Raw genomic sequence first — 19,926 nt, 5'->3', positions numbered from 1 at the left:
CCCCTTGAGATGAGATTTCCCTTTGCTTTAAGCAAATAAGATCCCTCAGAGACGATGAGGTTGATAGGTCCGAGGTGGAAGCGTGGTGACACGTGGAGCTGACGGATACTAATGGATCGATGACTTATCTATCTGATGAAAATCATTCGTGAAAAGATCGTACTTTTTCAAACAAGATGTTTCCTTATCCAGTTTTGAGGGTTCACCTCAAACTTTATATTGATGTGGTGGTGAAGGCGAAGAGGTCACACCTGTTCCCATGCCGAACACAGCAGTTAAGCTCTTCAGCGCCGATGGTAGTCGGGTTTACCCCCGTGAGAGTAGGACGCCGCCACGTCATTTAGAAAACCTTCAGGATTGATTCCTGAAGGTTTTTTTGTACTTTAATATTAAAACTCATCCATTCTCTTCTGTTCCATGAAAATCTACTTTCTTTAAATTTAATGTATAAGGTTGATAGATTCGGAGATACTAAGTGTAAAGACGTAGTGATTAAAGGGAGGGGGAGAACGAGTGAGTCGTAAAGATCATTGCAGTATATGTGAAAAAGAAACAGAAAAGGGAATTTATCTATTAAGGGTTTTTATTTGTGAAGATTGTGAGGAAGAAATGATCGACACACCTGCCGATGACCCAAAGTATGATTACTTTGTGAAGCGTATGGCCAAAGCCCATCGGTCTATGATTCCGTCTTAATATAAATGAGCGTAGCAGCTATGAAGAAGAATACACATCCATCCTTGTATGTAGGATGGATTTTTTTATTGGCGCGGGAACCCGTATACGGATATCCAACGTCAGACACTAGCGCCAAAAGCTATGCGTCTTGCGGAAGGGCACCTATATCCAGCCGTTATATATACATTTCGTATCTACCAGGGGCTCTGAGCCTTTGTTCTATGCCGAAGGGTGTATTGCTTGTCTGAGGCTATTTATGTAAGCTTGAACATGGAAGAAGGTGATTCATATGGATTCTACATATATACCGCTGTACGAAGCGCTTAAACGGAATATAGAACAAAAACCTTTATCTTTCCATGTGCCTGGCCATAAGTATGGAAAAGTGTTTGAGAAGCAGGCCTATGAAAAGTTTCAATCAATCCTGCAGTTGGATGCTACTGAAGTAGAAGGACTAGATGATCTGCATGCTCCAGAAGGTGTGATCCAAGAAGCTCAGCAGTTAGCGAGTGAATTTTTTCATAGTGATCATACCTTTTTCTTGATAAATGGTACGACGGTCGGCAATATGGCTATGATCTTATCTGTTTGTCATCCTGGGGATGAAATTATTGTACAGAGAAATTGTCATAAGTCCGTACTGAATGCTCTCGAACTTTCGGGTGCATCTCCTGTATTTATCTCTCCAAGGTATGAAAGGGAAACAGGGCGACATAGTCACGTTTCTGCAGAGGACGTCGAGCAAGCTTTGAAGGACCACGCTGACAGTAAAGCCGTATTTTTGACTTACCCGGATTACTTCGGAAGGACGTATGATTTGAAAAAAATCGCAGAAGTCGTTCATCGCTACCGTGTACCCTTACTGATTGATGAGGCCCATGGGGTTCACTTTCAACTCGGCCCCCCCTTCCCGCAGGCTGCCTTAACTGCAGGCGCAGATGGTGTGGCCCAGTCTGCGCACAAAATGGCTCCTGCGATGACCATGGCTTCGTTCCTTCACGTACAAGGAAACAGAATTGACCTGAACCGGGTCCGTCATTATTTGCAAATGCTGCAGTCGAGCAGTCCTTCCTATCCACTGATGGCGAGTTTAGATGTGGCAAGGGCTTATTTAGCTTCATGGAATGCCTCTGATAAGGAGTATCTATTTTCTTTCTTAGAACAAGTGAAGTCCTTGTTCAGGTCGTATAATTATTGGGATGTGAAAGCTACGGATGATCCGTTGAAGCTTACGTTGGAGGTTCTAAGCGGTACAGGGTTTGAATGGGCGGATGCCCTGGATGCCGTGGGAATCGTACCGGAACTTGCAACAACGAATCAAGTTTTACTCGTGTTTGGACTCGCTCCGAGTGTGGATTTGCTGCTATTGGAAGAACGGCTCAAGACCTTGGATTCCCAATTAAAAAAGCAAACAAACCGTGCTACAATAATAGAGAATCAAATCCAATTTCCAGCGGTTCAAAAGCTGGAATACAGCTATTCGCTCATGCAAAGAATGGACGTGGTGAGAGTGGGTTGGCAGGAAGCTGCAGGGTATGTCGCAGCAGAAGCGATTATCCCCTATCCACCCGGCATTCCTTTAGTCATGAAGGGGGAGCGGTTGGATGAGCAACACATAGCTCAGGTGCATGCCTTGCTAAGTCAGGGTGCACGCTTTCAAAATACAGGTATGGAACAAGGCGTTCTTGTTTTTAAAGGAGAATAGATGTGAAAGGATTGTTTGTAACATTCGAAGGTGGCGATGGGGCTGGTAAAACTTCCATCCTGCGTGAGATTGGAAAAGAATTGAGAGAGCAAGGGTATTCCGTGCTCGAAACGAGAGAGCCTGGCGGGATCCGCATCGCAGAAAAGATAAGAGAAGTGATCCTTGATCCTTCTCACACAGAAATGGATGGTCGTACAGAAGCTCTGCTTTATGCAGCTGCGCGCAGGCAGCATCTCGTGGAAAAAGTCATACCAGCATTAAACGAAGGGAGAATTGTGCTTTGTGACCGGTTTGTGGATTCCAGTCTTGCCTATCAGGGAGTGGCCCGAGACCTGGGTATGGATGAAGTTTTTAAAATTAACGAATTCGCAATCGATGATCATATGCCGGACTTGACTTTGTTGTTTGATATTAAGCCTGAACGAGGGTTGGAGAGGATTGCTGCAAACCAGGGAAGAGAGAAAAACCGTCTTGACCTTGAACATATCGATTTTCACGAAAAAGTTTATGATGCCTACCAACGACTGGCTGCGCAAAGTAAGGACCGCATCAAGGTGATTGATGCTGATCAGCAGTTCGAGTCGGTGAAAAAAGATGCGTACCACGTTTTAAGTGGTCACTTGCCATCATAATTTCCAGCCATTTGTTATAATAGGAGAAAACACCCAACAGGAGGGTATGATTGCATGAAGATGATCATTGCGGTCGTTCAGGACAAGGATAGCAATCGTTTGACGGATGCCTTAGCGGAGAATGATTTTAAAACGACCAAACTATCAACGACAGGTGGATTTTTACGAGAGGGAAATACAACGTTCATGATCGGTTGTAATGATGATGAAGTGGATGATGCTTTAGATATTATTAAAGATAATTGCAGCCAGCGTGAACAGATGGTTGCACCGATTTCACCGATGGGGGGGAATGCGGACTCTTACATTCCAAAACCAGTAAAGGTCGAGGTAGGAGGAGCCACTGTATTTATTTTGCCGGTCGATTCCTTTTTTCAGTTTTAACTTAGAAGGGGTACAAGAATGAAGATCAATCAAGAGATACGGACACAGATGGATGCGGCAAAAAAACATTCCTCTCATCAGACGAACGGGAAGCCTAGTTTTGATGCGATGGTGCAGTCCCAATCACGGCAGCTTCAAGAAGCCCAATTGAACCGGCTGATGAATAGTATAACGGCACAGGGGGAACGGGTGGCAAGGGCTCGGTCCTTTCGTGATTTGGCTAAATATAAGCGTCTCATCAAAGAATTCATGAAAGAATCCGTTCAATATGGGATGAATCTGAAGCATTCTCACAGTTGGAATGCACATGGGCAGACCCGTAAGTTGACGATTGTAGAATCAGTCGATGAGAAGCTTTCTGAACTGACAGAGGCAGTCATGGATCAAGAAAAGCGTACGGTTGATCTGCTTGGGCTGATCGGTGAAATCAAAGGTTTGCTCATTAATTTATATACGTAAGGACGGAAGTAGTATGCAGACTTGGACACAAATGAAAGACATCCAGCCTCTAGCTGCCCAAATGCTTATGAACAGTTTCAAAAAGGATCGGATTTCACATGCTTACTTATTCCAGGGGAATCGCGGAACCGGTAAACGGGAGTTAAGCATCCTTTTTGCGAAAAGCATTTTTTGCAAAAACAGAGAAGGGGCGGAACCTTGCCAGAGTTGTCGGGACTGCCACCGAATCGATTCAGGGAACCATCCTGACTTACATTGGATAGAGCCTGAGGGGCAATCCATTAAAAAAGAACAAATTCTTCACTTGCAAAAAGAATTTACGTACACAGGTCTGGAATCAAATCGGAAAGTCTATATCATCGTCGATGCAGAAAAAATGACGGTCAACGCTTCGAACCGGTTATTGAAATTTTTAGAGGAACCGAACCAGCAGACGACAGCGATGCTACTCACAGAGAGCGGCCCGACCATTCTCGATACCATCAGGTCCCGCTGTCAATTGCTCGCCTTTCAGCCTCTGAATCCCTTGCTTGTTCGGGAGAAACTGGTCGAAGAAGGCGTCTCTGAATCGAATGCGAGACTTTTGTCATCGTTAACGAATAACTTGACAGAAGCCCTCGAGATGAATGAAGATGAGTGGTTTGCGAATGTGCGAAAACTAGTGATACAATTAATTGAAGTGCTTCAAAATAAACCAAATGAAGGACTTTTGTTTATCAACCATCAGTGGATGCCTCATTTCAAAGAGCGAACGCAGCTGCAGCGTGGTCTGGATGTATTGATGCTCTGGTTCCAAGATGTGATCAACCAACTTTTGGACCGGGAAGAATCGATCATTTTTACGACAGAGAGAGAAAATTTGAACCAGGCAGCGATGCGTTGGTCACGTCAGTCAGCAGCGCGGAGCTTAACGGATATTCTTGAGGCGAAACGAAAGATAAATCAAAATGTCCATCCTAATTTAGTGATGGAACAACTTACCCTTCAACTACAGAGGTGATGATCGAATGATCGAAGTTGTAGGTGTCCGATTTAAGCAGGCGGGTAAGGTATATTATTTCGATCCGGGGGGACTGCGGATGACGACGGATGATTATGTCATCGTCGAAACCGTACGCGGTATCGAATTCGGAAAAGTTGTCATTGCTAATAAATCCATAGATGAAGAAGACGTTGTTTTACCTCTTAAAAAAGTCATCCGTATGGCAGATGATAAAGATAAAGTGACGGTGGATGAAAACAAAGACAACGCCGCAGAAGCTTACCGGGTTTGCGAAAAGAAAATCCGTGAACATAAATTGGACATGAATCTTGTGGATGTCGAATACACGTTTGATCGTAACAAAGTCATTTTTTACTTTACGGCTGATGGCCGTGTGGACTTCCGTACATTAGTCAAAGATCTTGCGTCGGTCTTCAAGACGAGGATCGAACTGCGCCAAATCGGTGTCAGGGATGAAGCGAAAATGCTCGGAGGGATCGGTCCATGTGGACGGATGCTTTGTTGCTCAACGTTTTTAGGTGATTTCGAACCTGTTTCTATAAAAATGGCCAAGGACCAGAATTTATCCTTGAATCCAGCGAAAATTTCTGGGCTTTGCGGCCGCTTGATGTGTTGTCTCAAGTACGAAAATGATGATTACGAAAATGCGAAGAAAGAGCTTCCTGACCTCGGTGAAAGCATTGCGACTTCCTTCGGTAAAGGAAAAGTCGTCGGGCTTAATATGCTGGAGCGTATGGTGCAGATTGAATTCCGCGACAAAGAGCGCGTCCTTGAATACTCTCTGCAAGAGCTGATCGATGAAGGAGTTCTTCAAACCGAAGCCTCAGAATAAAGGGTGGAGTCGAGCGTGAAGAAGAAAGCCATATTTGAACAAGTATCCCATTTTGAAAGTCAAATCGGTGAGCTCTATGAACAGCTCGGCGATTTAAAAAAACAGCTGGCCTATCTCTTAGAAGAAAACCAGCATTTATCGCTTGAAAATCATCACTTGCGACAACGGTTAGAGAAAGAGAATGAAAAAGAACAATCTTCCTCAGGATTCAAACAGGACAAGGGTGCGGTCGTCGGGGAAGGCTATGATAACCTCGCGAGGCTATACGAAGAAGGCTTTCATATTTGTAATCTTCATTTTGGCAGCCCGAGAGACGAAGATTGTCTGTTTTGCTTATCTTTCTTGAACAAAAAGAAATAATTCCAGGTCCAAGCCTTTCCTTGCTCGTTCGAGGAAGGGCTCTCTTTATATCATGGCTGAGTTCGGTTGATTTTTTCATAAGAGCATTATTAAATAATCTGGCAGGATTGTGGAAGACTCAGTTTCGAGACTTTTGTTGAGTGGAGGGGGGCTGCGGGGAATGGCTCGCTTTCCGCGGGAGCGCGGTGAGCCTCCTCGGACTTCGTCCTGCGGGGTCTCACCATGCACTTTTTTCCCGCAGGAGTCTCTCCCTTCCCCTCCGCCCCTTTGCCATGTAATTGTCTCGAAACGATTTCTGGAAACGCTGCAAGCAAATATAATACTCTACCCAGTAGTCATTCCAAGTTCGAAAGCCTGATATAGAGCCCCTTATGCCTGCTTCTGAGTAGGGTGTGGAAGACGCATCATCTTAGTATAGGGGTTCGTTTCTCTTCCACATGGAATGGGGTTGTTGGGAAGCTGCGAGACTCCCGTGGGAGAAGGAGATAGACGAGATCCCGCAGGACGAAGTCCGAGGAAGCTCGGCGCTCCCCCACAGGAAAGCGAGTAGCTTCCCAACCACCCCTGCCTCCTAATACGGCTAACGAACCCCGGTTATCTTGAAACTGAGTCTTCCAGAATAGGGAGCTAATAGTGATAGAAAATAAAGCGAGAAATAGAAAGGAAAGCGGAAATGGTTCAATTATATGGAGATGAAAGAATTGACTTTTTATTAGCAAAAGAAAACATGCGGATTATACAAAGCCCGAGCGTATTCGCTTTTTCGTTGGATGCGGTGTTACTCGCTGACTTTACTTACGTACCAAAAACGCGCGGGAAAATCCTTGATTTATGTACAGGGAATGGGGTCGTTCCTCTTTTTCTTTCCACCCGCTCAAATGTTCCGATTACCGGGGTGGAAATTCAGGAGCGGCTCTATGACATGGCCCTCCGTAATATAGAGCTGAATGACCTCGGAGATCAACTTGATATGATTCATGGGGATTTAAAGGACATGCCCGGCCATTACGGCAATGACAAATTCGATCTTGTCACATGCAATCCTCCTTATTTTCCTACTCCAAAAGCAGATGAACAGAACTTGAATGAGCATTTGGCGATTGCCAGGCATGAAATCCATTGCAGTTTAGAAGACGTTGTAGAGGCTTGCAGCAGGCTTGCCAAGTCCGGGGGAAAAGTATCTATGGTTCATCGCCCTGAGCGCATGGTAGAAATTATTCAACTATTCAAGAAGTACAAGTTGGAACCGAAACGGATGCGGCTCGTATATCCGAAAGAAGGAAAAGAGGCGAACATTCTGCTGGTTGAAGGAGTCCGGGACGGAAAGCCAGGACTGAAATTTTTACCTCCATTGTACGCCCTTACGAATGATGACGAATATACCCAGGAACTAAGGGAAATTCTTTATGGAGAATAGTCATTTCGTCTATATGCTCAAATGTAAAGATGGGACCCTTTATACCGGTTACACCAACAATTTGGAAGCTAGACTAGATAAGCATCAGAGAGGCAAAGGAGCCAAGTACACGAGAGGAAGGGGCCCACTAGTATTAGAAGCGTATGAGGTGTATGAAACGAAGTCAGAAGCCTTACAACAAGAATATCGGCTGAAACGGATGACAAGGAAAGAGAAAGAATACTGGATTGAACAAAGAAAGGGGTGAGCGTGGATGAATGTACAAAAAAGTTTCATGGATCATGAACAAGGGACGCTTTATATTGTCCCCACTCCCATTGGGAACCTGGAAGATATGACCTTCCGTGCCGTCCACACTTTAAAAGAAGTGGATATGATTGGCGCTGAGGATACGAGAAATTCTAGAAAATTGCTCAATCACTTTGAGATCTCTACAACACTTGTTAGTTACCATGAACATAACAAACATACGAAAGGGCCGGAGTTGATGGAGAGACTTCGCGATGGCCAAAATATCGCCATCGTCAGTGATGCCGGCATGCCGGGAATATCAGATCCTGGAACAGACCTCGTCCAAAGAGCAGTGGAAGCAGATGTGCCAGTTGTTGTTCTACCTGGAGCGAATGCCGCCTTGCCTGCCCTCGCCGGATCAGGGCTTTCCACAGAAGGATTTTATTTTCATGGATTTCTTCCTAGGAAAAAGAAAGATCGCGCTGCCGTTTTAGAGCAGCTTCAATCCATTCAAGCTACTCTGATCTTTTATGAATCCCCCCACCGATTAAAAGAGATGTTGAGCCATGTCCATGAAGTGCTTGGGGATAGAAAGGCCTCGTTAGTCCGGGAACTGACGAAACGGTATGAAGAATATGTCCGTGGGGATTTGGGAGAATTAGTCGATTGGTCTCATTCTGAACAAGTTCGTGGGGAATTTTGTGTAGTGATTGAAGGGGCCGACGATGTAGAACCTGCGGATGGCCAGTGGTGGGCCAGCTTATCGGTCGTCGATCACGTCGAGCACTATATCAAAAACGATGGAATGAGGAATAAAGAAGCGATCAAGCAGACGGCTTTAGACCGGAAGCTCCCGAAACGGGAGGTCTATCAGGCTTATCATGTAGAAGAAAAATAAAAAAAGCATCAAAAAACCCCTTACTGTCAGGCCTGTGAACAGTAAGGGGTTGCTTTAACATATGTCTTTTTTCTCTCTGTTACCAGTCAATCGTCTCTTTTCTATTTATCTCTAAATCTAATTTATTTTAGGTTGTCTTGTAGTTCTGAAAGGAGCATTTGCGCGCCTTCCTTGCTTAGGACTAGGTTGCCGTTTGCCAGTTTCATATTTTCATCTGAAACTTCCCCTGTGACATGGCAAGTCATGTTGGGCTTATATTTTTTTAGAACGATGCGGTCATCGTCCACATAAATCTCCAACGCGTCCTTTTCGTTAATTCCTAGTGTGCGGCGAAGTTCGATCGGAATAACCACGCGACCGAGCTCGTCGACTTTACGTACAATACCTGTAGATTTCATATTTCTGTCTCCCCTCAATCAAAAGTTTAGCTGTCATGTTTCGACATATGTCTCGACAATATAGTACCAACCATTCCCAGACGTGTCAATTACTTAAAAAGGGATAAGAATTTCCAACTCCAAATACTGGTGAAGGTATTGAAAATGGGTGAGTGTAGCGTTTCATCCAGGCCTCTTTCCAACTCAACCCATCCCTTTCATCCCATATCTGGTTGGTTTATCCAACCTGTCTATATACATTTTATTTTACCAGAGTATTTACAGATGTGAAATTATAATGTTTGGTTCTTTTGACAGTTTTACGTAAAATTCGGTATATTTTAATGTTAGGAATGGAAATAAAGGAGATAAATCGATAGAATGATACCATGACCTTTTATGACTTATGGTATGAAGATTTTGAGGAGGGAACAGGATGCCTGAGGAAAACAAGACGTTTTATATAACGACACCTATTTATTACCCTAGTGGTAATTTGCATATTGGACATGCCTACACGACCGTAGCGGGTGATGCTATGGCACGCTACAAACGTTTGCGGGGCTATGATGTCATGTATTTGACCGGAACGGATGAGCATGGACAGAAGATCCAGCGGAAGGCAGAGGAAAAAGGAGTGTCCCCACAAGCTTACGTTGATGATATTGTGAGCGGAATTAAGCAATTATGGGATAAACTCGATATTTCCTATGATGACTTCATTCGTACAACGCAGGATCGCCACAAAGTAGTGGTAGAGAAAATTTTCGATTACTTAATGAAAAAGGGCGACATTTATTTGGATGAGTACGAAGGTTGGTATTGTACTCCTTGTGAATCCTTTTTCACAGAGCGTCAGCTGGAAGACGGCCGCTGCCCGGATTGTGGCGGGGAGGTAGAAAAAGTAAAAGAAGAATCCTACTTTTTCAAGATGAGCAACTATGTGGATCAATTGCTTGAGTTCTACGATAAGAACCCTACATTCATCCAGCCGGAAAGCCGGAAGAATGAAATGATCAACAACTTTATTAAGCCAGGCCTTGAAGACTTGGCGGTATCCCGGACCACATTCGATTGGGGAGTTGGTGTACCAGGAAATGAAAAGCACGTCATTTACGTTTGGATCGATGCTTTGAGTAACTACATTTCAGCGCTCGGTTACGATAGTGGTGATGATTCTAAATACCGAAAATACTGGCCGGCAGATGTCCAGCTTGTCGGGAAGGAAATTGTACGTTTCCATACGATCTATTGGCCGATCATGCTGATGGCTCTGGATCTCCCTTTACCAAAGCAGGTATTTGCCCATGGTTGGATTTTGATGAAAGACGGAAAAATGTCCAAATCCAAGGGAAACGTCGTGGATCCGGTCCAACTGAGTGATCGTTATGGTCTGGATGCGCTGCGTTACTACTTGCTTCGTGAAGTACCGTTCGGTTCTGATGGAGTCTTTACACCAGAAGCATTCGTTGAGCGCACGAACTATGACCTTGCGAATGATCTAGGGAACCTGTTGAACCGTACGGTCGCGATGATCAGTAAATATTTCGATGGTGAAATTCCAGCACTGACATTAGGTGAAGATGAATTTGACCAAAGTCTTGAAAAACTTGCCCAGGAGACGAGAATATCTGTAGAAGATTCTCTCGAAAACATGGAGTTTTCTGTGGCTCTTGCAGATCTTTGGAAATTCGTCAGCCGTACGAATAAATATATTGATGAAACACAGCCTTGGGTGCTGGCTAAAGATGAAAACCACAAAGAACGCCTTGGTAATGTGATGGCTCACCTGGCTGAATCTCTTCGTCAAATCGCCGTCATGCTTCAGCCGTTCTTGACGCAGACGCCTGAGCGCATCTTCCAGCAGCTTGGTGTCACAGCAGATGAGCATAAAGCATGGGAGAGCCTCAGCGAATTCGGCATCCTGCCAGCAGGAACGAAGGTTCAAAAAGACCAGCCGATCTTCCCGCGTCTTGATGCGGAAGAAGAGACTCAAATCATTAAAGACATGATGAAAAAATCAGGTCCTCAAAAAGAAGAGAAGAAAGAGGAGAAAAAGGATGAAGCGGAAGAAGTAACGATTGATGATTTCATGAAGCTTGATTTCCGTGTCGCAGAAGTCCTGAAAGTCGACAAGGTGAAAAAAGCAGATAAGCTGCTGAAAATCCAACTGGATCTCGGATATGAGCAGCGCCAAGTCGTTTCTGGCATCGCTGAACATTACACTCCGGAAGATCTTGTGGGAAGAAAAGTCATTTGTGTAGCCAACTTGAAGCCGGTCAAACTCCGTGGAGAATTGTCTGAAGGGATGATTCTTGCGGGTGAAGATGACAATGGCCTATCTTTAGCATCCGTGGACCAGACGTTGAAGAATGGCACGAAAGTGAAATAACACACCAATAAAAAGGGAAAGCTCTCCATAGTGCTTTCCCTTTTTTTACATGATGATTACTTGATGAAGGTGGGAGAATGAATGTTGTTTGATACGCACGTCCATTTGAATGCAGATCAGTTCGAGGAGGACATGGAAGAAACAATTGAAAGAGCACAAGAAGCTGGTGTCCAGTATATGACCGTTGTAGGCTTCGACAGGAAAACGATTCCGAAAGCTATGGAAATTGCCGAGCGGTATGAGAACATCTATGCCGCTGTAGGCTGGCATCCAGTCGATGCCATTGATATGACGGATGAGGATCTTCAATGGATCGAGGAATTGTCTCAGCACCCTAAAGTCGTCGCGATCGGGGAAATGGGACTGGATTATCATTGGGATAAATCACCGAAAGACGTCCAAAAAGAAGTGTTCCGTAAACAGATCCGTCTGGCAAAGAAAGTGAAGATGCCGATTGTCATCCACAATCGTGAGGCAACCGATGATATCGTTGAAATTCTTAAGGAAGAGAATGCGGCGGAAGTCGGCGGCATCATGCACTGTTACAGTGGGCCTGTCGAAACGGCGCAGGAATGCATTGATATGAACTTTATGATTTCCTTAGGAGGTCCTGTCACTTTCAAGAATGCAAAATTACCAAAAGAAGTGGCCAAAGCGGTGAACCTTGAGCATTTGTTAGTAGAAACGGACTGCCCGTTCCTTGCTCCGCATCCGAACCGCGGGAAGCGAAATGAACCTGCATATGTGAAGCTCGTTGCGGAACAAATCGCTGAATTGAAGGGGATTTCCTATGAAGAGGTCAGCGAAACCACGACCTCGAATGCCCTCGAATTCTTTGGAATCCAGTCGCAATAAAGGGGACCTTGGAAGGTATATTACAAAACTCATCCAATTGTATGGGAACTGTAACATGTTTGTTATGTTAATCGTCTAGGTAAAATAGCATAATAGAGGAGTCAGTGATGGTCACGCTGGCTCCTCTATTTTTGTGTAAAGAGGGTCCGTTTGACATGTGTTTGTCACTTGACTACAATAAAACGCGTGCTTTAGAAAGGAGGCCAAAGGATGAAAATAGGAAACCTGTTAAAATCAGCCATTAGTCACATGATGGTATGGGCAACTGTGATTGCCGTCCTATGCATCGCCTTTTTAGTAACCGTTTCGTATGAAGCTACTAAAGCTTCTGTTCAAGTGACACAAAATGGGCAAAAAGAACTGATACGCACTCATGCTGATACAATCGATGAATTATTATCAGAGCTCGATGTCACTGTCCAACCACATGATGAATTATCGCATAACTTATCCGATCCGGTTGAATATGGAATGGATGTCACGTACATAGCATCTAAGTCTATCAATCTAGCCATCGATCGTAATCATACAGAAGAATACTATACAACAGCCTCGACGGTGGAGGAATTCTTTGAGCAGGAGGGTCTGGAGTTCAACAAGCGGGATGAAGTTTCCCATAATCCTGATGCTCTCATTAAAGAAGGCATGAACATCGAAGTCCAGCAGGCCTTCCAAGTGACCGTCAATGATGGCGGGGAATCCGGAAGAATCTGGACGACCGCATCCACGGTTGACGAATTGCTTCAAGAAGAGGGAATCACCCTGAACGAACTGGATGAGTTGAATCTAAGTGAAGAAGAAGATCTCTCCTCTGATAAAAAGGTCATGATTACCAGAGTTGAAAAAGTGACCGACATTGTGGAAGAGGAAGTGGACTTTACAGTGGAAACGAAGAAAGACGACTCCCTTCCAAAAGGAGAAAAGAAAGTCGTTTCCAGTGGTGAAAAAGGGTTGATTACGAAGGAATACGAAGTGATTTTGAAAAACGGCGAGGAAGCAAGCCGTGAACTGATCAAAGAAACGGTGGAACAAGAGAGTAAGACAGAAGTGGTTGCTCTTGGAACGAAAGTAGAGAAAAAAGCGACAGCTGCTGCTTCAAGTTCATCCAACTCGTCCAGCTCTTCCCGTTCTACTTCCAGTCAAGCTTCTACGACGGTTTCGCGTAACGATACAAGTGAAGCGAAGACTTTATATATGCATGCCACGGCCTACACCGCTAACTGCGCAGGATGTTCCGGTATTACGGCTACAGGCATCAACTTGAAAGCGAATCCTAATCAAAAAGTCGTAGCGGTCGACCCGAGCGTCATTCCACTTGGAAGTCGCGTCTGGGTAGAGGGATATGGGTATGCCGTTGCCGGAGACACAGGCGGAGCCATAAACGGAAACCGAATCGATCTATTCGTTCCTTCCAGGAGTGAGGCTCTTAAATTCGGGTCTCGTAATGTAAAAGTAAAAATATTAGATTAATGGAGATAGCAGAGGAATCGTTCCTCTGCTTTTTTCCGTGTATAGACTCATGGTATGCTATGGAAAGATGATGAAGGGAATGCAACAGGAGGAAAGACAGTGAAAATTAAAGAAGTGATTGTTGTGGAAGGGAAAGATGATACCGCCCGAATTAAATCGGCCGTGGATGCAGATACCATTGAGACGAATGGGTCTGCGATTGATGAGAGCGTTCTTGAGCAAATCCAACATGCCCAGGATAAAAGAGGGGTCATCATTTTTACTGATCCAGATTATCCCGGAGAACGGATCAGGCATATCGTAAGCCAACACATTCCTGCGTGCAAGCATGCCTTCTTACCAAAACATCGTGCGCGAGCTAAGCATGACAAGGGGATTGGGATCGAGCATGCGACGATTGCTGATATCCAGGAGGCACTTTCTGCGGTTTATGAATTAGTGGATATCCAAGAAGGCGAAATAGCAAAAGCTGATCTCGTCAACTACGGGCTCATCGGAGGGCCAAAAGCTGCCAAGCGCCGAGAAAAATTGGGACTCGCCCTCAGAATAGGCAAGACGAACGGAAAACAGTTGCTGAAGCGATTGAATATGTTCCACATTACATCCCACCAGCTAAATGAAGTGATGGATCAGATCATACAGGAGGAAAGAGATGAACAGTAAAGCAGTAGCCACACCGACAAGAACGAAAGAAATTTTACAGACCTACGGGTTCTCATTTAAGAAAAGCTTGGGGCAGAACTTCTTAATTGATGTCAATATCTTAAAAAATATCATTGCAGAGGCGGGAATCGACCGTTCAGCGAATGCGATAGAGATTGGACCAGGAATCGGGGCTTTAACAGAGCAGCTGGCTCAGCACGCTGACCGTGTGGTTGCCTTTGAAATCGACCAGCGCCTCCTTCCGATTTTGGAAGAAACCCTTGGGAGCTACGACAATGTCGAAGTCATCAACCAGGATATTCTCAAAGCGGATGTCGCGCGTGTCATCGCTGACCATTTCAAGCCTGGTCAACCGGTTCGTGTCGTAGCTAACCTTCCTTATTATATTACGACGCCTATTCTGATGAAACTTCTGATGGACCAATTACCTATCGACAGCATTACGGTCATGATCCAGAAAGAAGTAGCGGATCGTATGGCTGCTGAACCCAATACAAAAAGTTATGGTTCCCTTTCCATTGCCGTCCAGTATTATACAGAAGCAAGTGTCGTCTTGAATGTACCTAAGACCGTCTTTATGCCCCAACCAAACGTTGATTCTTCCGTTCTGCATTTAGAAATGAGGGAAAAACCACCCGTGGAAGTTGAGGATGAAGAGTTCTTCTTCGACGTCGTAAAAGCGACGTTCGGTCAACGCAGAAAAACGTTAATGAACAACTTAGCCCGTCATTTTAAAGGGGAAATGGATAAGGAAGAGCTCAGAAGCCGTCTGGAAAAGATCAATATCGAACCGTCTCGGCGTGGGGAATCTTTGTCGATGAAGGAATTTGCTGACCTAGCCAACGTTTTATATAAGTAGCGGTAAAGAGACACAAAGCCCATGCTCACACATACACTACAGTAGTGTATAGAGTGAGGTGGGGAAGTGATGATATCAAGTGGAGACCTTGTAACACGGAAATCCTATCAGCACGACATCATTTTTCGAGTAAAGTCAGAGAAGGGACCGCTCTTAAAATTGATGGGCGAGCATGTACGACTCGAGGCCGACGCCCCTCTCGATGATCTTGAAAAAGTAACCGGAGCTGAGTATCACCGTAGAAAAAGTGAAGTCGATGAGAAAGAAGCCTATTCCTACCGATTGTTTCGTCAGGATTACAGGCTCCTCAAAGAAAAAAGAGAAGCAGAAGCGGGGAGCGGGTATGCAGAAAAGAAAGAAACCAATTACTTTCAAATACCACCCCGCATTCTTCATATAGATGGAGATCCATTGTTTTTGAAGAAATGTATTGCTTTATATGAACAACTTGGTTTGCAAGTCCATGGGCAATACCTTCATGAAAAAGAAATGCCGAACCAAGTCCTGTCTCTAATCGAAAAAGTGCACCCGGAAATTGTCGTTTTGACGGGACACGACTCTTACTCCAAAGCGAAAGGAACCGTCAGGGAGTTAGAGTCCTATCGTCATTCCAAATACTTTGTAGAAGCTGTCCGGAACATAAGGAGGAAATATCCGAACTTCGATCAAATGGTCGTCTTTGCGGGTGCCTGCCAATCCCATTTTGAGTCAATCATACGGGCAGGAGCGAACTTTGCGAGCTCCCCCGCCCGAGTTAACATTCACGCCATCGACCCGGTCTACGTCGCTGCTCGTGTGGCGTACACTTCGTTTATGGACCATATCAACATATGGGAAGTCATTCGTAATACCATCAGTGGAGAAGATGGCCTTGGCGGGATTGAAACTAAAGGATTGCTCCGGATCGGTATGCCCTACACTGAAAACCAAACAGAAGAGACTGAAGAACCATAAAAAAGCCGTCATCTCCCCATGACGGCTTTTTTATATTCATCTTCAACTAACTGGCAGGTTTGTGGAAGACTCAGTTTCGAGATGTTTATTGAGTGAATGGGGCTGCGGGGAATAGCTCGCTTTCCGCGGGAGCGCGGTGAGCCTCCTCGGACTGCGTCCTGCGGGGTCTCACCATGCACTTTTTTCCCGCAGGAGTCTCCCCATTCCCCTCCGCCCCTTTACCATATCAGTGTCTCGAAACCACTCCTTGGATAAGTTAGCTATCCAGCTTGATGGGAGTGTAAGATTAAACTCCCATGTTCAGGTCCATGAAAGCTTGATACAGAGCGAATTATGCTTCTAAACAGCGGGGTAGTGGAAGACAATCCAACTTGGCAAAGGGGTTCGTTTTCTCATATTCAACCACCCCTGACTCTCAATATGGCAAACGTCCCCCGGTTATTTTGAAACTGAGTCTTCCACAATAGGGAGCTTTAGTGGAAGTAGTATATGTAAGGGAACTGGAGAAAATGAAAAAAGGTTACATACTTTTCCTTGAAATGGATAAGCTAACCAGGACCGATTATTTATATCATTCTGTTGCATTGTGAATGCTCAGTTGGTATAATTAATAATTTTATTTGACTTTGTCCCAAGTCTGTGATAAACTAATTTACAGTGAGGTGGAGTGCAGTGGCTAAAACGTTAGTAGAAATCAAGCAATCCCTTGAAGGGCAAATTGGTAAACGCCTAACTTTGAAAGCAAACGGCGGACGCCGTAAAACAATCGAGCGATCCGGTGTATTGGCAGAGACATATCCTGCTGTTTTCATTGTAGAGCTGGATCAAGAAGAAAATGCTTTTGAACGTGTATCTTACAGCTATGCAGATGTACTTACAGAGACAGTCGAATTGAACTTCGACGACCTACAGACTATGGCACTTGAGCAGTGAACCAACCGTTTGCTGCTTTTTTATTTTGTCTGCAAAATGGAATATCATTCACAAAGATAAAGAAGGAATCATTACCATCCTTACATACAACTCCCTTGCTTGTCCGTTACATGTTCCGCACATACTAACATTGTCGTAGCTGAGTGAAAGCGAAAGGAGCTGAAGACGATGGGACGTAAGCGTAGCATGATGTCCGATTCGTTGAAAGAAGAGATCGCGAAAGAACTTGGGTTTTACGACAAGGTAGAAAAAGACGGATGGGGCGGCATTTCTGGGCGGGATGCCGGCAATATGGTAAAACGAGCAATTCAAATGGCAGAAGAACAAATGGTGAACAACCAACAGTAAGCTTTTCCCCTGGCGCTTGATGCTCCAGGGGCTTTTTCCTTTCTCGTGCCCCTCACCAACCCATCAAGTATGGTACAATGCTTTCAGAATCAAATGGAAGATGAGGTGTTTGCATGCAAATACTTGAAAAAGCTCCTGCGAAAATTAATTTGTCTCTTGATGCTTTACATAAACGTGCAGACGGGTTTCATGAAGTAGAGATGGTCATGACAACTGTCGATCTTGCGGATCGCATTGAATTGACCCTCCTCTCTGACGATGAAATCAAAGTGGAATCGGAAAGCCGTTTTGTCCCGAATGATGAGCGTAACTTAGCCTACCGTGCGGCCCAATTGTTGAAAGATCGTTTCCGCGTGACTCAGGGGGTAAAAATCTTTATTGAAAAGAACATCCCTGTAGCTGCTGGGCTTGCAGGAGGCAGCAGTGATGCTGCAGCTGTCCTACGAGGTGTGAACCGGATGTGGGGGTTAGGTTTGAGCATGGATGAATTAGCTGAACTAGGATCGGAAATTGGTTCAGATGTGTCCTTCTGTGTGTATGGAGGAACGGCACTTGCGACCGGCCGCGGAGAAAAAATCCAACACCTTCCTGCCCCTCCTCCATGTTGGGTGGTCCTTTCCAAACCTACGCTTGGTGTATCGACCCAGTCGGTCTATAAGAACCTTGATTTGAGTGCTGCTCAGCATCCGAATACGGAAGCCATGGTAGAAGCTTTGAAAAAAGGAGACTACTACGGCATTTGTAAGAACGTCGGCAATACACTTGAGGGTGTGACGCTTCAGATGCATGAGGAAGTCGGTCAAATCAAAGAGCAGATGAAACAAGCAGGAGCTGATGCGGTTCTCATGAGTGGAAGTGGCCCCACCGTCTTTTCCCTCGTTGAACACGATGCACGGGCCCAAAGGATCTATAACAGTTTAAAGGGCTTTTGTACGGAAGTTTTCATGGTTCGTATGCTCGGATACAGAGAACCACTTGATAAATAACGTACGAATTTGTTATATTTAATGAAAACATTCGGATTTAGAGGTGTCTTTGTATGAAAAGAAGCGAAAGACTTGTCGCTATGACTCATTATATTCTAGATCGACCACGAGAGCTTATTTCTCTTCCTTTTTTCTCAGAAAAGTATGATGCTGCGAAATCATCTATCAGTGAAGATTTAGGAATCGTCAACAAAATGTTCCAACATGAGGGAATCGGCTATTTAGAGACGGTTTCTGGAGCAGCAGGGGGAGTGAAATATATCCCTGCTTTCTCAAAAGAAGAAAGCCAACGTTTCGTTGAAGAGTTATGTGAGAAGCTGGAGGATCCTGCGAGACTCCTCCCGGGTGGCTATTTATTTATGAGTGACTTGCTCGGTGATCCGGAAACGACGCGTAACATCGGCAAACTGTTCGCTTCTGCTTTTCGTGATAAAGACATCGATGTGGTGATGACGGTAGCAACGAAAGGGATTCCTCTCGCTTACGCTGTCGCTTCCTACTTGAACGTTCCCGTAGTGATTGCGAGAAGAGATCCGAAAATTTCCGAAGGATCAACGGTGAGCATTAATTACGTTTCCGGTTCGACACGGAAGATCCAAACGATGGTTTTAACGAAGAGATCTCTTCCTCAAGGATCAAGGGTATGCATCATTGATGATTTCATGAAAGCTGGTGGAACCATTAATGGAATGCGGAACTTATTAATGGAATTTGATGCTGAATTGGCAGGAATCGGTGTACTTGCTGAAGCAGAAGACGAAGAGGAAGATCGTGTTGTGGATGATTATTTATCGGTTGTGCAGATCATTAATGCAGATGAACGTAAATCCTCCATCGAAGTCCGACCAGGAAACTTGTTAGAAAATATATAAAAAATATGTTTTGAAAAGAGCCCTCATCCTTTTGTATGAGGGCTTTTTTCATGGTTTCACACTCGAATATACAGAATCAAAAAATTTTTTAGAAAAATTAGCAGGATTTTTTCCCGTTTTGTGGAATTTGTCTTACATAAGTTCTTTTGTATAAAAGGTGGTGAATCTAATGGAAGTAACTGACGTAAGACTGCGACGCGTGAATACTGATGGAAGAATGCGAGCAATTGCTTCTATTACCTTGGACCAGGAGTTTGTTGTCCATGACATACGGGTGATTGATGGCAACAATGGACTGTTCGTGGCGATGCCGAGCAAACGCACTCCGGATGGGGAGTTTCGTGACATTGCACACCCGATTAATTCAGGTACTCGTGGAAAGATCCAGGACGCTGTACTTGAAGCTTATCACCGTGCTGGTGATGAGGAAGAAGCTGAGGTGGAATTCGAAGAAGCCGGCGCTTCCTAATACTTACGCACAACACGAGTCTAACCGAACCAGGTTAGACTCTTTTTTTGATGCTAGAGCTTGGTGGGATTTCCGTCCGTGTTCCTCCTCTAAATGTTGAAATACGTGTTGTATTGAGATATGATTCAAAGTGGATATTTAGGATGGAG

The 19,926-nt window shown here is 44.7% G+C and carries 23 protein-coding genes and 2 rRNA genes; 24 read left to right on the top strand and 1 reads right to left on the bottom strand.

The window, feature by feature from the left end:
* The 13 genes from BLS23_RS19160 to rsmI form a co-directional block, all read left to right on the top strand.
* Window positions 1-132, top strand: a 23S ribosomal RNA gene (locus tag BLS23_RS19160); the annotation flags it as partial.
* 91 nt (window positions 133-223) lie between these two features.
* A 5S ribosomal RNA gene (rrf, locus tag BLS23_RS19155) occupies window positions 224-337 on the top strand.
* 176 nt (window positions 338-513) lie between these two features.
* Window positions 514-696: a sigma factor G inhibitor Gin gene (locus BLS23_RS19150; RefSeq protein ID WP_089654619.1), complete on the top strand. Its 183-nt coding sequence runs from the start codon at window positions 514-516 to the stop codon at window positions 694-696.
* Window positions 697-967: 271 nt separating this feature from the next.
* Entirely contained in the window at window positions 968-2,383 is a 1,416-nt protein-coding gene (locus BLS23_RS19145; RefSeq protein WP_089654618.1) for an aminotransferase class I/II-fold pyridoxal phosphate-dependent enzyme, read from the top strand.
* 2 nt (window positions 2,384-2,385) lie between these two features.
* On the top strand, window positions 2,386-3,015 hold the full coding sequence (gene tmk / locus BLS23_RS19140) for a dTMP kinase (protein ID WP_089654617.1): 630 nt from the start codon (window positions 2,386-2,388) through the stop codon (window positions 3,013-3,015).
* Window positions 3,016-3,069: 54 nt separating this feature from the next.
* Entirely contained in the window at window positions 3,070-3,399 is a 330-nt protein-coding gene (locus tag BLS23_RS19135) for a cyclic-di-AMP receptor (RefSeq protein WP_089654616.1), read from the top strand.
* Between the two features lie 18 nt (window positions 3,400-3,417).
* A complete protein-coding gene (locus BLS23_RS19130; RefSeq protein ID WP_089654615.1) occupies window positions 3,418-3,858 on the top strand; it encodes a YaaR family protein in 441 nt (146 codons plus the stop codon).
* Between the two features lie 13 nt (window positions 3,859-3,871).
* Entirely contained in the window at window positions 3,872-4,858 is a 987-nt protein-coding gene (gene holB / locus BLS23_RS19125) for a DNA polymerase III subunit delta' (RefSeq protein ID WP_089654614.1), read from the top strand.
* Between the two features lie 7 nt (window positions 4,859-4,865).
* Window positions 4,866-5,693 carry a PSP1 domain-containing protein gene (locus BLS23_RS19120; RefSeq protein WP_089654613.1) on the top strand — a complete coding sequence of 276 codons (828 nt, stop codon included), beginning with the start codon at window positions 4,866-4,868 and terminating at the stop codon, window positions 5,691-5,693.
* Between the two features lie 15 nt (window positions 5,694-5,708).
* A complete protein-coding gene (gene yabA / locus BLS23_RS19115; RefSeq protein ID WP_089654612.1) occupies window positions 5,709-6,053 on the top strand; it encodes a DNA replication initiation control protein YabA in 345 nt (114 codons plus the stop codon).
* A gap of 673 nt (window positions 6,054-6,726) precedes the next feature.
* Window positions 6,727-7,470, top strand: coding sequence for a tRNA1(Val) (adenine(37)-N6)-methyltransferase (locus tag BLS23_RS19110; protein ID WP_089654611.1), 744 nt, complete (start codon window positions 6,727-6,729; stop codon window positions 7,468-7,470).
* The gene (locus tag BLS23_RS19105; RefSeq protein WP_089654610.1) at window positions 7,460-7,717 is read left to right on the top strand and encodes a GIY-YIG nuclease family protein; all 258 of its coding nucleotides are present in this window, start codon (window positions 7,460-7,462) and stop codon (window positions 7,715-7,717) included. The genes BLS23_RS19110 and BLS23_RS19105 overlap by 11 nt, the downstream gene beginning before the upstream one ends.
* Window positions 7,718-7,723: 6 nt before the next feature.
* Window positions 7,724-8,599: a 16S rRNA (cytidine(1402)-2'-O)-methyltransferase gene (rsmI, locus tag BLS23_RS19100; protein ID WP_089654609.1), complete on the top strand. Its 876-nt coding sequence runs from the start codon at window positions 7,724-7,726 to the stop codon at window positions 8,597-8,599.
* Window positions 8,600-8,721: 122 nt separating this feature from the next.
* On the opposite strand, the gene BLS23_RS19095 is transcribed toward rsmI, so the two are convergent.
* Window positions 8,722-8,997: an AbrB/MazE/SpoVT family DNA-binding domain-containing protein gene (locus BLS23_RS19095; RefSeq protein WP_075038313.1), complete on the bottom strand. Its 276-nt coding sequence runs from the start codon at window positions 8,995-8,997 to the stop codon at window positions 8,722-8,724.
* Between the two features lie 415 nt (window positions 8,998-9,412).
* Here BLS23_RS19095 and metG point away from each other — a divergent pair, with 415 nt between their 5' ends.
* From metG to spoVG, 11 genes are all read left to right on the top strand, one after another.
* Complete coding sequence (gene metG / locus BLS23_RS19090) at window positions 9,413-11,368, top strand: methionine--tRNA ligase (protein ID WP_089654608.1); 1,956 nt, start codon at window positions 9,413-9,415, stop codon at window positions 11,366-11,368.
* An 81-nt stretch (window positions 11,369-11,449) separates the two neighbouring features.
* Window positions 11,450-12,223 (top strand): TatD family hydrolase, encoded by a 774-nt coding sequence (locus BLS23_RS19085; protein ID WP_089654607.1) that lies wholly within the window; start codon window positions 11,450-11,452, stop codon window positions 12,221-12,223.
* Window positions 12,224-12,433: 210 nt separating this feature from the next.
* Complete coding sequence (locus BLS23_RS19080; RefSeq protein ID WP_089654606.1) at window positions 12,434-13,693, top strand: G5 and 3D domain-containing protein; 1,260 nt, start codon at window positions 12,434-12,436, stop codon at window positions 13,691-13,693.
* 99 nt (window positions 13,694-13,792) lie between these two features.
* Entirely contained in the window at window positions 13,793-14,356 is a 564-nt protein-coding gene (gene rnmV, locus BLS23_RS19075; RefSeq protein WP_089654605.1) for a ribonuclease M5, read from the top strand.
* Window positions 14,346-15,215: a 16S rRNA (adenine(1518)-N(6)/adenine(1519)-N(6))-dimethyltransferase RsmA gene (gene rsmA, locus BLS23_RS19070; protein WP_089654604.1), complete on the top strand. Its 870-nt coding sequence runs from the start codon at window positions 14,346-14,348 to the stop codon at window positions 15,213-15,215. Before rnmV ends, rsmA begins: the two co-directional genes overlap by 11 nt.
* A gap of 69 nt (window positions 15,216-15,284) precedes the next feature.
* Window positions 15,285-16,169, top strand: coding sequence for a sporulation peptidase YabG (gene yabG, locus BLS23_RS19065; protein WP_208599195.1), 885 nt, complete (start codon window positions 15,285-15,287; stop codon window positions 16,167-16,169).
* A gap of 672 nt (window positions 16,170-16,841) precedes the next feature.
* On the top strand, window positions 16,842-17,102 hold the full coding sequence (gene veg / locus BLS23_RS19060) for a biofilm formation stimulator Veg (protein ID WP_035511778.1): 261 nt from the start codon (window positions 16,842-16,844) through the stop codon (window positions 17,100-17,102).
* Between the two features lie 168 nt (window positions 17,103-17,270).
* Window positions 17,271-17,450, top strand: coding sequence for a small, acid-soluble spore protein, alpha/beta type (locus tag BLS23_RS19055; protein WP_089654602.1), 180 nt, complete (start codon window positions 17,271-17,273; stop codon window positions 17,448-17,450).
* A 113-nt stretch (window positions 17,451-17,563) separates the two neighbouring features.
* Window positions 17,564-18,436 (top strand): 4-(cytidine 5'-diphospho)-2-C-methyl-D-erythritol kinase, encoded by an 873-nt coding sequence (gene ispE, locus BLS23_RS19050; protein ID WP_089654601.1) that lies wholly within the window; start codon window positions 17,564-17,566, stop codon window positions 18,434-18,436.
* Window positions 18,437-18,489: 53 nt separating this feature from the next.
* Window positions 18,490-19,308 carry a pur operon repressor gene (gene purR, locus BLS23_RS19045; RefSeq protein WP_089654600.1) on the top strand — a complete coding sequence of 273 codons (819 nt, stop codon included), beginning with the start codon at window positions 18,490-18,492 and terminating at the stop codon, window positions 19,306-19,308.
* A gap of 169 nt (window positions 19,309-19,477) precedes the next feature.
* Complete coding sequence (gene spoVG, locus BLS23_RS19040) at window positions 19,478-19,777, top strand: septation regulator SpoVG (protein ID WP_075038302.1); 300 nt, start codon at window positions 19,478-19,480, stop codon at window positions 19,775-19,777.
* The last annotated feature ends 149 nt before the right edge of the window (window positions 19,778-19,926 follow it).

Origin of the sequence: Halobacillus aidingensis (assembly GCF_900104185.1) — a bacterium.
GTDB classification, from domain to species: domain Bacteria; phylum Bacillota; class Bacilli; order Bacillales; family Halobacillaceae; genus Halobacillus; species Halobacillus aidingensis.
This window is presented reverse-complemented; position numbering and strand designations above follow the sequence as displayed.

What these genes read in the sequence shown, in the direction of transcription:
- ispE (WP_089654601.1), top strand. Translation starts at nt 17,564, where the DNA reads ATGCAAATACTTGAAAAAGCTCCTGCGAAAATTAATTTGTCTCTTGAT.
- BLS23_RS19085 (WP_089654607.1), top strand. Translation starts at nt 11,450, where the DNA reads ATGTTGTTTGATACGCACGTCCATTTGAATGCAGATCAGTTCGAGGAG.
- BLS23_RS19055 (WP_089654602.1), top strand. Translation starts at nt 17,271, where the DNA reads ATGGGACGTAAGCGTAGCATGATGTCCGATTCGTTGAAAGAAGAGATC.
- BLS23_RS19130 (WP_089654615.1), top strand. Translation starts at nt 3,418, where the DNA reads ATGAAGATCAATCAAGAGATACGGACACAGATGGATGCGGCAAAAAAA.
- BLS23_RS19145 (WP_089654618.1), top strand. Translation starts at nt 968, where the DNA reads ATGGATTCTACATATATACCGCTGTACGAAGCGCTTAAACGGAATATA.
- yabG (WP_208599195.1), top strand. Translation starts at nt 15,285, where the DNA reads ATGATATCAAGTGGAGACCTTGTAACACGGAAATCCTATCAGCACGAC.
- rsmI (WP_089654609.1), top strand. Translation starts at nt 7,724, where the DNA reads ATGAATGTACAAAAAAGTTTCATGGATCATGAACAAGGGACGCTTTAT.
- BLS23_RS19080 (WP_089654606.1), top strand. Translation starts at nt 12,434, where the DNA reads ATGAAAATAGGAAACCTGTTAAAATCAGCCATTAGTCACATGATGGTA.
- BLS23_RS19110 (WP_089654611.1), top strand. Translation starts at nt 6,727, where the DNA reads ATGGTTCAATTATATGGAGATGAAAGAATTGACTTTTTATTAGCAAAA.
- BLS23_RS19095 (WP_075038313.1), bottom strand. Translation starts at nt 8,997, where the DNA reads ATGAAATCTACAGGTATTGTACGTAAAGTCGACGAGCTCGGTCGCGTG.
- BLS23_RS19135 (WP_089654616.1), top strand. Translation starts at nt 3,070, where the DNA reads ATGAAGATGATCATTGCGGTCGTTCAGGACAAGGATAGCAATCGTTTG.
- holB (WP_089654614.1), top strand. Translation starts at nt 3,872, where the DNA reads ATGCAGACTTGGACACAAATGAAAGACATCCAGCCTCTAGCTGCCCAA.
- spoVG (WP_075038302.1), top strand. Translation starts at nt 19,478, where the DNA reads ATGGAAGTAACTGACGTAAGACTGCGACGCGTGAATACTGATGGAAGA.
- rsmA (WP_089654604.1), top strand. Translation starts at nt 14,346, where the DNA reads ATGAACAGTAAAGCAGTAGCCACACCGACAAGAACGAAAGAAATTTTA.
- BLS23_RS19120 (WP_089654613.1), top strand. Translation starts at nt 4,866, where the DNA reads ATGATCGAAGTTGTAGGTGTCCGATTTAAGCAGGCGGGTAAGGTATAT.
- purR (WP_089654600.1), top strand. Translation starts at nt 18,490, where the DNA reads ATGAAAAGAAGCGAAAGACTTGTCGCTATGACTCATTATATTCTAGAT.
- metG (WP_089654608.1), top strand. Translation starts at nt 9,413, where the DNA reads ATGCCTGAGGAAAACAAGACGTTTTATATAACGACACCTATTTATTAC.
- BLS23_RS19105 (WP_089654610.1), top strand. Translation starts at nt 7,460, where the DNA reads ATGGAGAATAGTCATTTCGTCTATATGCTCAAATGTAAAGATGGGACC.